The 14,928-nt window shown below is 38.2% G+C and carries 13 protein-coding genes and 3 pseudogenes; 13 read left to right on the forward strand and 3 right to left on the reverse strand.

Translation table 11 applies throughout. The features are described 5' to 3' along the window. The first annotated feature begins 160 nt into the window (after positions 1 to 160). The 5 genes and pseudogenes from ompA to grxD all read left to right on the forward strand — a co-directional run bounded on the left by ompA (position 161) and on the right by grxD (position 3,514). Entirely contained in the window at positions 161 to 1,192 is a 1,032-nt protein-coding gene (gene ompA, locus C3Z13_RS03300) for a porin OmpA (RefSeq protein WP_103854988.1), read from the forward strand. A 95-nt stretch (positions 1,193 to 1,287) separates the two neighbouring features. Further along, the gene (locus C3Z13_RS03305; protein ID WP_103853020.1) at positions 1,288 to 1,869 is read left to right on the forward strand and encodes a LemA family protein; all 582 of its coding nucleotides are present in this window, start codon (positions 1,288 to 1,290) and stop codon (positions 1,867 to 1,869) included. Between the two features lie 12 nt (positions 1,870 to 1,881). Continuing rightward, positions 1,882 to 2,324, forward strand: a pseudogene (locus tag C3Z13_RS03310) (TPM domain-containing protein). Beyond that, positions 2,317 to 3,105 (forward strand): TPM domain-containing protein, encoded by a 789-nt coding sequence (locus C3Z13_RS03315; RefSeq protein ID WP_342750340.1) that lies wholly within the window; start codon positions 2,317 to 2,319, stop codon positions 3,103 to 3,105. The pseudogene C3Z13_RS03310 and the gene C3Z13_RS03315 overlap by 8 nt, the downstream one beginning before the upstream one ends. 76 nt (positions 3,106 to 3,181) lie before the next feature. Then, on the forward strand, positions 3,182 to 3,514 hold the full coding sequence (grxD, locus tag C3Z13_RS03320; protein WP_103853017.1) for a Grx4 family monothiol glutaredoxin: 333 nt from the start codon (positions 3,182 to 3,184) through the stop codon (positions 3,512 to 3,514). Positions 3,515 to 3,732: 218 nt separating this feature from the next. On the opposite strand, the gene C3Z13_RS03325 is transcribed toward grxD, so the two are convergent. Next, positions 3,733 to 4,623, reverse strand: a complete 891-nt coding sequence (locus C3Z13_RS03325) for a DUF3298 and DUF4163 domain-containing protein (RefSeq protein ID WP_103854989.1) — start codon at positions 4,621 to 4,623, stop codon at positions 3,733 to 3,735. A 130-nt stretch (positions 4,624 to 4,753) separates the two neighbouring features. On the opposite strand from C3Z13_RS03325, the gene folP reads away from it, so the two are divergent. The 4 genes from folP (at position 4,754) to C3Z13_RS12120 (ending at position 8,087) form a co-directional block, all read left to right on the forward strand. Further along, entirely contained in the window at positions 4,754 to 5,578 is an 825-nt protein-coding gene (folP, locus tag C3Z13_RS03330) for a dihydropteroate synthase (protein ID WP_103854990.1), read from the forward strand. Positions 5,579 to 5,631: 53 nt separating this feature from the next. Then, on the forward strand, positions 5,632 to 6,966 hold the full coding sequence (glmM, locus tag C3Z13_RS03335; protein WP_103854991.1) for a phosphoglucosamine mutase: 1,335 nt from the start codon (positions 5,632 to 5,634) through the stop codon (positions 6,964 to 6,966). Between the two features lie 93 nt (positions 6,967 to 7,059). Continuing rightward, complete coding sequence (gene sixA, locus C3Z13_RS03340) at positions 7,060 to 7,527, forward strand: phosphohistidine phosphatase SixA (protein ID WP_103854992.1); 468 nt, start codon at positions 7,060 to 7,062, stop codon at positions 7,525 to 7,527. Between the two features lie 86 nt (positions 7,528 to 7,613). Then, entirely contained in the window at positions 7,614 to 8,087 is a 474-nt protein-coding gene (locus C3Z13_RS12120; RefSeq protein WP_245872524.1) for a hypothetical protein, read from the forward strand. An 18-nt stretch (positions 8,088 to 8,105) separates the two neighbouring features. Here the strand turns inward: C3Z13_RS12120 and C3Z13_RS03350 are convergent, their stop codons facing one another. Then, positions 8,106 to 8,537, reverse strand: a complete 432-nt coding sequence (locus C3Z13_RS03350; protein ID WP_103854993.1) for a hypothetical protein — start codon at positions 8,535 to 8,537, stop codon at positions 8,106 to 8,108. Further along, positions 8,537 to 9,560 (reverse strand): annotated as a pseudogene (locus tag C3Z13_RS03355) (IS1595 family transposase). Before C3Z13_RS03355 ends, C3Z13_RS03350 begins: the two are co-directional and overlap by 1 nt. A 120-nt stretch (positions 9,561 to 9,680) precedes the next feature. On the opposite strand from C3Z13_RS03355, the gene C3Z13_RS03360 reads away from it, so the two are divergent. From C3Z13_RS03360 to C3Z13_RS03375, 4 genes and pseudogenes are all read left to right on the forward strand, one after another. Beyond that, positions 9,681 to 10,016, forward strand: coding sequence for a helix-turn-helix domain-containing protein (locus C3Z13_RS03360; RefSeq protein WP_103854994.1), 336 nt, complete (start codon positions 9,681 to 9,683; stop codon positions 10,014 to 10,016). 12 nt (positions 10,017 to 10,028) lie between these two features. Beyond that, positions 10,029 to 10,556, forward strand: coding sequence for a site-specific DNA-methyltransferase (locus C3Z13_RS12855; protein WP_103854995.1), 528 nt, complete (start codon positions 10,029 to 10,031; stop codon positions 10,554 to 10,556). Further along, the gene (locus C3Z13_RS03370) at positions 10,550 to 11,920 is read left to right on the forward strand and encodes a site-specific DNA-methyltransferase (protein ID WP_342750341.1); all 1,371 of its coding nucleotides are present in this window, start codon (positions 10,550 to 10,552) and stop codon (positions 11,918 to 11,920) included. Before C3Z13_RS12855 ends, C3Z13_RS03370 begins: the two co-directional genes overlap by 7 nt. Beyond that, positions 11,920 to 14,647, forward strand: a pseudogene (locus C3Z13_RS03375) (DEAD/DEAH box helicase family protein). Before C3Z13_RS03370 ends, C3Z13_RS03375 begins: the two are co-directional and overlap by 1 nt. Positions 14,648 to 14,928 lie beyond the last annotated feature (281 nt).

Below are 14,928 nucleotides of genomic sequence, written 5' to 3' on the forward strand. Positions count from 1 at the left end.
ACTGACATTAATTTTATAAAAAAGTTTTTGTTTTTTTATAAAAAGCGTTTAAGATCAGAAAACACACTTAGACGGTGTTTTAGGTTTTTTTTTAGTTTTAATAACTAAATCAACGTTTATTTTTAATTTAATGATGACTAAATAATAGAGGATCATCCAAATGAAAAAAACTGCAATCGCATTAGCTATCGCTGGTTTAGCAGCAGCATCAGTACAAGCAGCTCCACAAGCAGGCACTTTCTATGCTGGTGCAAAAGCGGGTTGGGCATCTTTCCACGATGGTTATGGCCGTTTAGATAACAATGCTACCTACGGTGTTTTACGTAATTCTGTAACTTATGGTGTATTCGGTGGTTACCAAATTACTGATAACTTCGCTGTTGAGTTAGGTTACGATGACTTTGGTCGTGCTAAACTTCGTAAAGCTGGTAAAACAGTTGCTAAACATACTAACCACGGTGCACACTTAAGCTTAAAAGCAAGCTACCCAGTATTAGAAGGTTTAGATGTTTATGGTCGTGTAGGCGCGGCATTAATCCGTTCTGATTACAAAAATAAGAAAGGTGCAACCACTCTTCTTGGTGAAGATGCGCACAGCTTAAAAGTATCTCCAGTATTTGCTGGTGGTTTAGAATATAACCTTCCATCATTACCAGAGTTAGCATTACGCGTTGAATATCAATGGGTTAACGGTGTTGGTCGTTTAGAGCAAAACGGTAAACGTGTAGATTACACACCAAACATCGGTTCTGTAAGCGCAGGTTTATCTTACCGTTTCGGTCAAGGTGCACCAGTTGTAGCGCCTAAAGTTGTTTCTAAAACTTTCGCATTAAGCTCTGATGTAACTTTCGCTTTCGGTAAAGCAAATTTACGTCCAGAAGCGCAAAGCGTATTAGACGGTATCTACGGTGAAATCGCGCAATTAAAATCTGCAAACGTTGCAGTAGCGGGTTACACTGACCGTATCGGTTCAGAAGCATCTAACTTAAAATTATCTCAACGTCGTGCAGATACTGTAGCAAACTACTTAGTATCTAAAGGTGTTTCTCAAAACGCTATCTCTGCAACAGGTTACGGTGAAGCTAACCCAGTAACTGGCACTAAATGTGACGCAGTTAAAGGTCGTAAAGCATTAATCGCTTGTTTAGCTGATGACCGTCGTGTAGAAATCGCTGTTAAAGGTAACGAATAATTTTTCGTTAATACTTTGATAAGTTTATGAAAAAAGACCTAAACGAAAGTTTAGGTCTTTTGTTATCTCGTCATTTTATCGTTAAGGAAAAGAAAATGAAAAAGTGGATTATTGTGCTAATCGTGGCTGTGATCGCAGGTTTCACACTAATGACAAGCTACAATGGTTTAGTGCAAGCGGAAGAAAAAATTGATTCCGTATGGGCAAATGTTGAATCGCAATACCAACGCCGTGCAGATCTCATTCCAAACATCGTGAATACCGTAAAAGGTCAGGCTAATTTTGAAAAAGAAACTTTAACAGGTGTAATGGAAGCCCGTGCAAAAGCGAGCCAAACAAAAATTGATCCAAGCAATATGACAGAAGAACAGCTTGCACAATTCCAACAACAACAAAATTCTGTGGGCTCTGCCTTATCTCGCCTGTTAGTTACTGTAGAAAAATATCCAGATCTTAAAGCGCACGAAGGCTTTATGAATTTACAAGCACAATTAGAAGGCACGGAAAATCGCATTAATGTGGCGCGTGATAAATTTAATGAAGCGGCGCGTGAATATAACCAAAAAATTCGCCAGTTCCCAACGAAATTAGCGGCGATGATTTTTGGTTTCAAAGAAAAACCTTACTTCAAATCTGCAGTAGGATCTGAAAACGCGCCTGTTGTAAGTTTTAACTAAGAGCAGTCTATTATGGCGCTATTTTCAAGAATCCCTTTTGATAAAAGCAAATCGAGGCGGCAATCGTTCGCCTCGAACAACAAACTTCGGCAGAGTTGCGCGTTTATATTGAACGCCACATTCCAAAGGCATCAAACTCAGTCCTTGAACAAGCTTTATCTGTTTTCCAGAAGTTAGAAATGACAGCCACAGAGGCGCGTAATGGCGTGTTGATCTACATTGCCTATAAGGATCACCAATGTGCCATAATTGGTGATGAAGGTATTCATCAGTATGTCGGGGAAAACTTTTGGCAAGCGCAATGCACTGAAATGACAAATCATTTTAGCCAAAAGGTTTATACTGAAGGCGTTGTCAATATTATTGATAATATTGCTCAAGTTTTGGCGCAATATTTTCCTATTCAGCCAAATGATCGTAATGAGCTTGATAATGAGGTGATTATTAATGATTAAGCTAATGGTGCGGTCGTTTTTTGCTTGTTTTTTGAGTTTAAGTGCAAGCGCGGTCAATTTCCCACCACCGCCTAATCCTTTTCATTATGTGAATGACTATACCAAAACGCTCACTCCATCGGAAAAACAGCTTTTGGAAAATAAGCTCATTGCTTATTCTAAAGAAACCAGTTCGCAAATTGCGGTGGTATTAATTCCAACCACAGGGAATTATGATATTGCACAATATAGCTTTGAGTTGGGTGATAAATGGGGAATTGGGCGTAAACAGCTTAATAATGGCGTATTAATGCTGATCGCTATAAATGATCGCAAGATTTTTATTGCCACAGGACAAGGACTTGAAGGTGCGCTGCCTGATGCTTTTCTTTCTCGAGTGATACGCAATGTGATTACGCCAGCCTTTAAACAAGGGCATTATATGCTAGGCATTGATCGCGGATTGGATTACATCATTGCCGCAAGCAAAGGGGAATATGACGCTGCGCAAACAGAAGATGATGATTGGACACAATATATTCCAATCATAATGATCAGTATTTTTGTCTTATTTGTACTGTTTGGCGAACTAAGTTGGCGTAGAACGCCTTATATCAGCCCTACTAATAATCACAATGGACAAATTTTCCGCAACCCCCTGTCCGCAGACGCCGTAGTGGTGGATTTGGTGGAGGCTTTGGCTCTGGCGGCGGCTTTGGTGGTTTTGGTGGCGGTTCTGGCGGAGGCTTTGGCGGCGGTGGCTTCGGTGGCGGTGGTGCTGGCGGGAGTTGGTAATACCTGATTATTATACTCGGGTTATTGGTATCTCAAGCCCCTTATGCTACAATCAGCCCACTTAATTCAAAACGAGGATAATTATGGAAACCTTAGAACGTATTAAAAAACAAATTGCTGAAAACCCTATTCTTATTTATATGAAAGGCTCACCGAAATTCCCTTCTTGCGGGTTCTCTGCAAGAGCGGTAGAAGCCCTAATGAATTGTAAAGTGCCTTTTGGCTATGTGGATATTTTGCAAAATCCTGATATTCGTGCAGAGCTACCCGCTTATGCAAACTGGCCAACCTTCCCACAATTATGGGTAGAGGGTGAGCTAATTGGCGGTTGTGATATTATTTTAGAAATGTATCAACAAGGTGAATTACAAACTTTATTAGCTGAAGTTGCAGCGCGTCATAAAGAAGAAAATTAATGAAATTTACACCGCACTTATATAAGTGCGGTTTTTTTTAGATTAATTTTTTATTGGGTAAAACCGTGAATTACTTCACAAATTTGAATATTACTCTTTGCTTATTGAAAATGACTTGCGTATTATTTATGCCATAACAAGTGCTATTTTAATAGCCTGATGGTCATATTTTGCTTTCCGAGTGTGCCTCTAATGAGGCACTTTTTTTATTTCCTATTTTATTTAAGCCAAGGTTTCACATATTCAGGATTGAGTAGATCAATTTCTGTTTGCCCCCAATATAAATCCAACGTTCTTTCTCCTTCAGCATAAGAATTAAGGGCATAAGGTGGATAGACAAAATGAACGCCTTCTTGATCAAAATAAAACTCAGGTGAAATATAGAACAGATCGCGAGAGGTAAAAGGTTCTTCCCCTTTGGCGAGATCTTGAGTGTAAATTTTCCATAAGGCATCAAGTAGTGCGGCTTGGTTTTCTTGTGCAACTAATTTTTCAAGGGTAATCAGGCTCTTTTGCTGTACATCAACATTAAGATAATGGCTCATATTAAATCCGTGAGCACCACCGCCATAGTTATAGATACTCACTCTGAATCCAAGCCAGTTTTGGCGTTGTCCTAAATAGTAGGGCGAAATAGAAAAATCTTTTCCAATTGTACCCTCGGTTAAAATTTCCTCACGATATTCTTGATAAATTTGTTCAAGGGATTTTTTCAGTTGATCTTGAGTGATAGCGGTGAGCTTTGGTTCTTCATTCCCTTTTTCATATTGAATGTATCGCCCCCAATATTGGCGAAGCAATTCGTCAAGCCATTCAATATGGGTTTCAGGCATACTTACTGAAACCTTGACGGTTGCGGTGCTGTCAGTGTTTTTTAGGGTTAATGTTTCTTCTTTTTGGAAGAGCGGAGAAATTTCCACTTGCAATGCAGGGAATAAGGATTTCTGTGCATTCAGCTCATTTTGTAATTGGTTAATTTCTTGCTGTTGGCTCTGTTGCATTTTTTCAGCTTGTTGCAATTTTTGTTGTAATTCAGCCACTTGTTTATCATCACAAGCAGACAGTAAAAAAATCGCACTAAAACTTAAAGCTAAAACTGTTTTGTTCATTTTGATTTCCTCTTGGTTATTTGCTCGTCAGTATAAGTGAATTATGATTTCAGCGCGACAAAATGTTTATATTTTGTTTGCACAAATATTTCGCTATAATTGACCGCACTTTGATGCAAAACAAAAGATTATGAAGTTACAAGCCAATAATAAAACCCTTTCCCTAGCTCAACCCCAAATTATGGGGATTTTAAATTTCACGCCAGATTCTTTTTCTGATAGCGGTTTGTTTTTTGACCGTGATAAAGCCTTATTTCAAGTGGAAAAAATGCTTAACGAAGGGGCTGCCATTATCGATATTGGCGGTGAATCCACACGCCCAATGGCAGAAGAAGTTAGCCTTGAACAAGAATTAGATCGCGTTGTGCCAATGGTGGAAGCCGTGAGAAAACGCTTCGATTGTTGGATTTCCGTGGATACTTCTAAGGCGCAAGTAATGGCGGAAAGTGCCAAAGTTGGAATGGATTTCATTAATGATATTCGTGCTTTAACTGAACCCAATGCGCTACAAACCGCCGTGCAGTTAGCCTTGCCCACCTGCATAATGCATATGCAAGGGCAGCCGCGCACAATGCAACAAAATCCCCACTATGAAAATGTGGTGCAAGAGGTGCTAAATTTTCTCGAAAATCGCACCGCACTTTGTTTAGCAGCGGGAATGAAAAAGGAAAACATTATTTGGGATCTGGGCTTTGGCTTTGGCAAAACCGTGCAACATAATTATCAATTATTGCAACAACTAGCAAAATTTACCCAAGATTATCCTGTATTGGCAGGTATTTCGCGTAAATCAATGATTGGCGCGGTGTTAGATAAACCTGTTGATGAACGTATTGTGGGCAGTGTTGCCGCCGCATTAATTGCCGTGAACAATGGTGCGAAAATTGTGCGCGTACACGATGTTGCACCCACCGCAGACGCATTAAAAATTTGGCAAACCACGCAAATGGCATAATAACGTCAATCAACGTAATGATTTTTAACCATAAAACATAAAAAGGAATACAAATGGCAGAACGCAAATATTTCGGCACTGATGGTGTGCGTGGAAAAGTAGGAACTTCACCAATTACCCCTGATTTCGTCCTTAAACTTGGTTGGGCAGCAGGAAAAGTGCTAGCAACACAGGGTTATGGCACCGTATTAATTGGTAAAGATACCCGCATTTCGGGCTATATGTTGGAATCTGCCCTTGAAGCAGGTTTAGCCGCAGCAGGGCTTTCAGCCGCCTTTACTGGGCCAATGCCAACCCCTGCTATTGCCTATTTAACCCGCACTTTCCGTGCAGAAGCAGGCATTGTGATTTCCGCTTCCCATAACCCTTATTATGATAATGGGATCAAATTTTTCTCCACGCAAGGTACAAAATTGCCTGATGATGTGGAAGAAGCCATTGAGGCAATGTTAGAACAACCAATGGATTGTGTGGAATCCGCACAACTTGGGCGAGCTAGCCGTATTAACGATGCGGCAGGGCGTTACATTGAATTTTGTAAAAGCACCTTCCCAGCTCATTTAAGCCTAGAAAATTACAAAATTGTGGTGGACTGTGCGAACGGCGCAACCTACCATATTGCCCCGAATGTAATGCGTGAATTAGGCGCAGAAGTGATCGAAATTGGCACGCAGCCAAATGGAATGAATATCAATGAAAAATGCGGCGCGACCGACATTAAAGCCTTACAAGACAAAGTGTTAGAAACCAAAGCTGATATTGGTTTAGCTTATGACGGCGATGGCGACCGCTTAATCTTAGTGGATCACCTTGGTAATAAAGTGGACGGCGACCAAGCTTTATTTATCATCGCCCGTGAAGCCTTGCGTGCCGGCAAACTAAAAGGCGGCGTGGTTGGCACATTAATGAGTAATATGCGTCTTGAACTTGCCTTAAAAGAATTAGCGATCCCATTTGTGCGTGCCAATGTGGGCGATCGTTATGTGTTAGAGCAAATGCAAGAAAAAGGCTGGCAGCTTGGTGGTGAAAACTCAGGGCATATCATTATTGCCGATAAAAATACCACAGGGGACGGCATTATCGCTTCCCTTGCAGTGTTAGCGGCAATGGTAGAACATCGCTTATCCCTTAATGAATTAGCTAGTGCGGTGCAATTATTCCCACAAGTGTTAATTAATGTTCGTTTCGCAGGTGGCAGCAATCCATTAGAAAGCGAACAAGTGAAAGCCGTAGCCGCAGAAGTGGAAAAACGCTTAGCGGGCAAAGGGCGTATTTTGTTAAGAAAATCAGGCACCGAACCGTTAATTCGTGTAATGGTAGAATGCGAAGATGGCGCGCTTGCACAACAATGTGCAGAAGAAATCGCTGAAGCGGTGCGTGCAAACTAAATAAATTGAAAAGTGCGGTGTAAAAGAAGCGAGTTTTTCGCTTCTTTTCTTCTTCATTAATTCGTTGCTTTTCATTAAAAATAGAGTAGTGATATGAAAATTTTTGTAATGCGACATGGCGAAGCGCAAACCATCGCCCCTTCAGACAGTGCAAGACCGCTCACCGAAAATGGTAAACAGCAATCCTATCAACAAGGGCAGTGGCTGCGTTCTATTAATGCCGATCTTGATAAAGTGCTGGTTAGCCCTTATCTGCGCGCACAACAAACCTTTGAGCAAGTCAATTTAGCGTTCCAAAATCAACTGCAAGCGAAGTTAGAAACTTGGGACGGCATCACGCCTTATGGCGATGCAGGTTTGGTGCGAGATTATTTGACGGTTTTGGCACAAGATGGGGTAGAAAGCTTGCTGATTATTTCCCATTTACCTTTAGTGGGCGATATTGTGCGCGAATTGTGCGGTCGAAATCCTGCGAATTTTTACCCTGCCACCCTTGTGGAAATAGAAATAAATTGCGCAGAAAAAATGGGCAAAGTAGAAAGAGTCAATTATCCTAAATAGCGGTATTATGTAGCAGTTGCATAAAGACCAATTAACTAAATTTGACTAAAATCCTTGTGGTTATTTTACATCATAAGGATTTTTTTATGGCAAGAATGAGTGGGGAAACCCTTATTCGGCAGAAAATCGCAGAACTTACGCAACAAATTTCGCACTTTGAGCAATGTATTGAAAAGGCGAAAGAGCATCAAGTAACTCTACAACAAGCATTAGTGGCATTACAGAGTGACCCGTTTTCTATCAAGCAGGAAAGAAGGCGGAAAGCTAAATCTATTGGTGATGGGAGTGCGATTTCAATATACGCTCATCACCCTAGCGATTATATTGCAAAAGTGTTTAAACATTACCCAAATCAATGGATGTCAGCGAAAGAGATAATGTTTAAAGCATTTGAAATTGAAGGGAAAAGAGAGCATAAATCTCAGTATCATTCAATTGTAACCGCCTTTTCACACGCATTAAGACGATTACAAGAGAAAGGCATTGTTGAGAGACAGGTTTTGCAAGAGAAATCTTCGGTTAAGGTAATTCAGTGGCGGTTAAAAGAGATTGCAACGTAGAAATAACAGTGATAACCATTATTTCTCGGTTTTTAATCGCCATAAAGCCACATTGTGAGCCTTGTCTGGCTGTCGTTCTACAATGCCTTTTTTGAGTAATCTATCCATTGCTGCATGAACATTCTTAATATAGGTGCGGTTCACTGGAGTATTGGGTTGATTATCTGCAATGAGAATTTCTTTTGTAATTTCTTCAACTCGCCAATAACGATGTGGCTCTGTTTTGAGTAAACGGATAATTAAGGTAGCTGAATTTGTGGTAAAACGGCGGCGGCGAGTACGATATTGGAATTGTGAGGTATCGTATTCGGTAACATCTTGATGTTCTTCCATTATCTGAATCGCTTTGCGTAAAATATAGATTTTATCATCAAGCAGAGAGAGATGTTCTCGTACTTGTTTACGCTCAAATTCAAGTTCTTTGAGTTTTTTATCAAGTGTATATGCCATTACATCACCAATCTTTCTACTTGTCTGTGATGACCTTGCCAATAGCCTTTCCAAGCGTTTTCTGATGATGTAGAAAGGCATTTATTGGTGATATCGTTGAAAATCGTTAAATTATCCAGTTTGCGAGTATCTTCCCGATACGCTATTTCGTTTGCGTAGTTATCAAGGTAGATATTACTCATTTTATGAACTTGTCCGTAATACATACGTTTAAAGCGACTAAAGTAACTTTCCGCAAGGTTATTGGTAATCCCTTCATCGCTACGATATTCTTTTTGATGGTTCACTCGTTGTAAGTCGTAATCCACGATTAATTCATCATAAGCATTGTTTTCATCGGTATGAATACGGCTATTTGGTTCAATATATGCAGCAGCCAATTTCTGTGTTTTCTGACAAAATAGGAAACGTGATGGTTCTCTTTGCACCAACTAACAGCGGATTGGAAGATGTTTCCTGTTCTGAATAACGCTCACGTATTACCAATACTGCACGTTTATTTGGATTGGCATTTTCTTTTAAGCGTCTATCTACTCGGTCTACTTTCTTATTCTTTGGACGTGGAGCGGAATGCACGTAAGTACCGTCAATATGGATTTCGCCTGAAAGTGGAAAAAGCTCACGCTGTACAATCAGGCTTTCACGGATTTTATGTGATAAGGTAAAAGCGGTTTTGTACTGCACGTTTAAATCACGAGAGAGATGACAGGCTGAAATCCCTTTTACTGCATTCACAAATAAAGCGATAGCGAATAAGTAAGTTTGAATGGGCAATTTATGGTTCGCAAAAATTGTACCTGATGTAATGCTAAACGTGTGTTTGCAATGCTTGCAACGCCATTGTTTGCGTGTAGAGATAAAGTAGGCTTTATGTTGCACACCGCATTTAGGGCAAACTTGTTCGTTTTCACTTCTCCAGCGTAGTTCATGCAATAAAGAAAATGCTTCCGCATCAGATAGGCGAGCTATCTTAAGTGGACTTAATTTTCTTGCAAAGCTAGATAACAAAAAACTTTGTGCCATATAAATGGTTTTACCTAAAAAGATGTTTCTGATAATATGTATTAAAATTACCCAAATGAATAATTTTACAAATCAAAATTTATCACAATGAGAAATAAAAGTCAATATGGAGTTACTCATTTGAACATTTCAGAACGATTAAATCAGCTTATTGAGCTTAATCAGCTTACAATCAAAGATTTTGCAGAACGCTGTGATATTCCTTATCGCTCAATGTACAACTATGTACGTAGTGAGCGAGAACCTAATTTAGAAGCCCTTTCTAAAATGAGCCAAACTTTTAATATCGATCTAAATTGGTTGATTTTGGGAGAAGGAGAAATACTGAAAGGTATATCAAAAGAATCATTTTCAGCCGAAGAAAATCAACTAATCACTCACTATCGCTTAATGCCTAATCTTGTACAAAAAACAATGAAAACAGCGTTTAAGGCGATTTCAACTGAAAAATTTTAGAGAATTTTTATTATGAGCCAAAATAAACTTCTATCTACTTTAAAAACTGCTCTGCATTCTTGCAACGGTATTTGGGCTAATGATGACAAAACAGAATTAGCATTTAATTTACTACTAGATAAATTGGAAAAGCACGATGTAGAGATAATGGCAGCACTGTTAAGTAACTCAGATTTAAAACGCCATTTTTTTACCGAGATCGCTGGGGCGTTAGTATTTAAGAAAGCTGATTTTCAATTTTTCTTGTCACAAAACAAAATCAGCCACTCATACACCCGATACAAGAACCGCATAGGTTTAACAGACGGCAGTCGTTTCTTAAAAGACAGTACTGATATAGTGTTGGATTTTCCGTTTAAAGATTGTGTGTTAAACGGTGGACAGAGTTCGGAAGAAGGGACGGAGATTTATTTTGAACGCAATAAGGACGCTCAGCTCAGCTCAGCTCAGCTCAGCTCAGCTCAGCTCAGCTCAGCTCAGCTCAATTATACCAAAAACAAAGTCGGAAACGTCAAGAAATTTTCTTTAATCAAGTGTTAGCATTCGATGAAATCGATCGTTTACTTGATCCTAAAGCCCTTTCTCATTTCTCTCGCTATACTCAAAACGGCAAACAGCCTGTCGGTACACTTAAACGCCATTCAGATGGCACACTTGCTGAAAATCTAATTATTAAAGGCAACAACCTTATCGCCCTACATTCCCTTGCTACGCAATTTAAAGGCAAAGTGAAGTTAATTTATATTGATCCGCCATATAATACGGGCAATGATGGCTTTAAATATAACGACAAATTTAACCGCTCTACTTGGCTGACGTTTATGAAAAATCGCCTTGAAATTGCCCAAAAATTATTAGCCGACGATGGAGCAATTTACGTTAATTTGGATTATAACGAAGTGCATTATTGCAAAGTGTTAATGGATCAAATTTTTGGCGAACATAATTTCCAACGAGAAATTATTTGGCGTATTGGTTGGGTATCTGGCTATAAAACCGCCATTAATAACTATGTAAGAAATCACGACACCATTTTATTTTATTCTAAAAATAGCGATGAATTAAAATTTAATAAAACCTATATTCAAAATAGTGAATTTAAAAATCTAATTAACAAAGATAAAGTTAAACCAATTTTTGCTGAATATGGTGTGAATAATGATATTGCAGAAAAAATCATTACAGATATCAATTATAAAAACCGCCCAGAACGATATGCTATTGAAGATGTTTGGAATGCCAATGAATATGATGATTTAAATAGTATTGCCATTGTCAGTTTCTCGGGTGAAAGTGTTTCAAAAATGCTTGGCACGTCCGAATTGAAAGGACAAAAATCTGAAAAATTATTGCAACGTATTATTGAAGCTCACACCAATGAAGGCGATATTGTTCTCGACTTTCATTTAGGTACGGGAACCACAGCTGCTGTTGCCCATAAAATGAACCGCCAATATATCGGCATTGAGCAAATGGATTATATTGAAGAGTTTGCGGTGGCTCGCTTAAATAAAGTGATTAGCGGTGAACAAAGTGGCATTTCCAAAACCGTAAACTGGCAAGGCGGTGGCGAGTTTGTTTATTTTGAACTGGCAGCGTTTAACGAGAAAGCCAAAGATTTAATCTTAGCTTGTGAAGATTTTGACTGCTTAAAAACTTTGTTTAACGAGCTTTGCAGTCGCTATTTTTTAAAATATACATTAAACATCAAAGAATTTGCCGATATTATGCAAGAAGTGGAGTTTCAAGCCTTATCGCTTGATGAACAAAAACAGATGATGTTAGAAATGTTGGATTTAAACCAACTTTATGTAAATGTTAGCGATATGGAAGATAGTCAATTTGATGACGTGTTATCTAACGAAGACAAGAATTTAACCATGCAGTTTTACGGAGAGCAATAATGGAAAAGACCTTATTTGATGCGATTGAAAACGAACGTAAAGCAGTTAAAAAATACAAACCTGAATTATTGGAAATACCTGAATTTGTGTCTAATAACTTAAAATTTAATTTTTTGACTGGCAAAAAGCCGCTCTTGAAAACTTTTTGATTTTTGACCGCACTTCAGAGCTAGACGATTTCCCTGATTTAAAAAATAAGCCAACGCATTTGTTGTTTCATATGGCAACAGGTGCAGGTAAAACGATGATGATGGCAGCCTTAATGCTATATTACTATGAAAAAGGCTATCGTCATTTTCTATTTTTTGTGAATCAAAATAATATTGTAGATAAAACAGAAAACAATTTTGTGGACTCATCGCACCACAAATTTTTGTTTACACCAAAGATTTTGCAGGGCGACAAAGTCATTCCAATAAAAAAAGTGGAAACGTTTAGCGAATTTTCAGACGGTATTGAAATTAAATTTACCACCATTCAAAAATTGTATAACGACATTCATATAGAGCGTGAGAACCAAACCACGTTGGCAGATTTGCATAAGCTTAATATCGTAATGTTAGGTGATGAAGCACACCACTTAAATGCTCAAACCAAAAAAGGCAAACAAAATACGCTAGATTGGGAAGTGGAATTAAGTGGTAAAGCAAGTTCAGAAGAAATTGAACGTAAAGGTTGGGAACATATGGTATTGGAGTTGCTACTCAATAAAAACGGTAATACAAGCAAAAATGTGTTACTAGAATTTACTGCAACTTTACCTGAAAATGATGACGTAGCGAAAAAATATGCCGACAAAATCATCGCTAAATTTGCGTTAAAAGAATTTCTACAAGCTGGTTATACCAAACAGATTAACCTTGTTTCATCAAAATTGGCGAAAAAGAAAGAGTATTGCACGCCTTATTATTTGCTTGGTATCGCCATCAAATTGCGATTCAATACGGTATTACTAATTTCAAACCTGTTATGCTATTTCGTAGTAAAACCATTGATGATTCTTGGGCGGATTATCAAACATTTTTGCAATGGACGGAAAGTGCAAATGGTCAAGATTTTGATTTTTTAACGACATTAACGCAAAATTTAAGTGATGGCGGTACAGAAAACGAACAAGGTAAAACTCGTACAGAGCAAGTCTTGCAGTTTATGCGTGAGCATAATTTGACGATGTCGCATTTAGCGAATTGGGTAAAGGAAAATTATCAACCGCATAATGTAATTATTACTAACTCACAAACCAACAAAAGCAAAAGTGAAAAAACCGATACGGATACAGAAAAACTCTTAAATAATTTAGAAGCGGCAGATAATCCGATTCGAGCAATTTTTACTGTTGAACGCTTAACCGAAGGTTGGGATGTACTAAATTTGTTTGACATTGTTCGATTATATGAAGGGCAAAATGGCGGTGGTTCAAATAAAAAGGTAGGTAAAACAGCAGCCGCAACAGTATCAGAAAAGCAACTAATCGGACGTGGTGTTCGGTATTTTCCTTTTGCTTTTGAAGACAAATTGCCAAATAAACGCAAGTTTGACGGCGTAGAACACGAACTAAAAGTCTTGGAAGAACTGTTTTATTATACCTTTGATGAGCAATCTCGCTATATTTCCGAACTGAAAACCGAACTGCGAAAAGATGGCTATATCCCTGAAAACACGGATAAAATTAAGGTGCGTTTTGCAATTAAGCCTGAACTGGCACAGAATGAAAGTTTTAAAAATCTATTAATTTGGTCGAATAAAAAAGTGCCGAATCCAAATGCCAAAGCCAATAATGCAGATAGTTTAAGGGCATTAAATCAACCGTTAAGCATTACGGTTCACAGTAATGGATTGTTACAAGAAACACAGTTTAATACTGATGAACTGAATCAATTAGGTATAGAAAACAATCACTCAAAAACCTTAACTATTGGCGAGATTGAACAACATATTTTTGATAAAGCTATTCATATTAAAGGTAAAAATAGCAATTCTTTGTTCCATTTTGACCGCTTGCAAGAAAAACTAGGCATTAAAAGTCGCCGAGAGTTGCAAACGGATTTGATGCAAGATTGGAAAGTGGAATTTTTAGGATTGGACAGCAATCTTACCATTTCGTCTGATGAAAAATTAAAGGCTTGTTTGATAGTGCTAGAAACCGCAGAACAGCATTTAAAACAAAGTGATACGCCATTTATAGGCACAAAAGAATTTACAGCAAAGACCTTGTGGGAAATTTTTGGACAACCTAAAGAAAAATGGGTCAGTAAAGATACAGTTAAAACTGAAGTAGCAAAACCTGAATGGTATGCTGTGGATAATTTTGCAGGCACGGATTTGGAAGCGAGCCTAGTTCAATTTGTGAAAGAAAGAATGGGAAATTGGGAGAGTAAATGCGATTTCCATCTATTACGAAATGAAGAAGTATTAAAATTAAGCAATTTTGATAATGGTGAGGGTTTTATGCCTGATTTTATTTTATTACTCAAAGATAAGACAAGAGCAACGCTAAAAAATATCAATGCTTGTTTGCATTATCAAATTTTCATTGAACCAAAAGGTGCACATTTAACAGAAAAAGACCAATGGAAAGAGAATTTTCTGCAAACTATCACGGCAGAGTATGGTAAGGATAAAATTATCCAAAAAGATACCCCTTACTATAGGCTAATTGGCTTACCATTTTACACAGAGAAGTCTTCTGATTTTATAGATAAATTTAATGGGATTTATGTGGAATAAATTATATTAATGCCATTAATCATTGATGAACATCTACAATTTGCCAATGAACCATTTATTTATATTTAGCCTAGTTTCTTTCAAAGAAGCATAGCGAACCATATAGGCGTAGAACCCTTTTATTAAGGCTCTATTTTGGGTTTGCTACTCATTTATTAAAGTCCACGTATTTCTTGTGGCAGTACGGTATTCAAGGCAAAACGCTTTGAGCCGACCTGAAAATTCAGGTGGGCGATTTTTTATGTCTAGCGTTTAGCTTTGAGTACCTTGTACACACAAGG

This window comes from Avibacterium endocarditidis (assembly GCF_002921145.1).
Classification (GTDB): Bacteria; Pseudomonadota; Gammaproteobacteria; order Enterobacterales; family Pasteurellaceae; genus Avibacterium; species Avibacterium endocarditidis.

Excerpts from the sequence above, each read along its gene's own strand:
- ompA (WP_103854988.1), top strand. The coding sequence starts at position 161 with ATGAAAAAAACTGCAATCGCATTAGCTATCGCTGGTTTAGCAGCAGCA.
- C3Z13_RS03305 (WP_103853020.1), top strand. The coding sequence starts at position 1,288 with ATGAAAAAGTGGATTATTGTGCTAATCGTGGCTGTGATCGCAGGTTTC.
- C3Z13_RS03315 (WP_342750340.1), top strand. The coding sequence starts at position 2,317 with ATGATTAAGCTAATGGTGCGGTCGTTTTTTGCTTGTTTTTTGAGTTTA.
- grxD (WP_103853017.1), top strand. The coding sequence starts at position 3,182 with ATGGAAACCTTAGAACGTATTAAAAAACAAATTGCTGAAAACCCTATT.
- C3Z13_RS03325 (WP_103854989.1), bottom strand. The coding sequence starts at position 4,623 with ATGAACAAAACAGTTTTAGCTTTAAGTTTTAGTGCGATTTTTTTACTG.
- folP (WP_103854990.1), top strand. The coding sequence starts at position 4,754 with ATGAAGTTACAAGCCAATAATAAAACCCTTTCCCTAGCTCAACCCCAA.
- glmM (WP_103854991.1), top strand. The coding sequence starts at position 5,632 with ATGGCAGAACGCAAATATTTCGGCACTGATGGTGTGCGTGGAAAAGTA.
- sixA (WP_103854992.1), top strand. The coding sequence starts at position 7,060 with ATGAAAATTTTTGTAATGCGACATGGCGAAGCGCAAACCATCGCCCCT.
- C3Z13_RS12120 (WP_245872524.1), top strand. The coding sequence starts at position 7,614 with ATGGCAAGAATGAGTGGGGAAACCCTTATTCGGCAGAAAATCGCAGAA.
- C3Z13_RS03350 (WP_103854993.1), bottom strand. The coding sequence starts at position 8,537 with ATGGCATATACACTTGATAAAAAACTCAAAGAACTTGAATTTGAGCGT.
- C3Z13_RS12855 (WP_103854995.1), top strand. The coding sequence starts at position 10,029 with ATGAGCCAAAATAAACTTCTATCTACTTTAAAAACTGCTCTGCATTCT.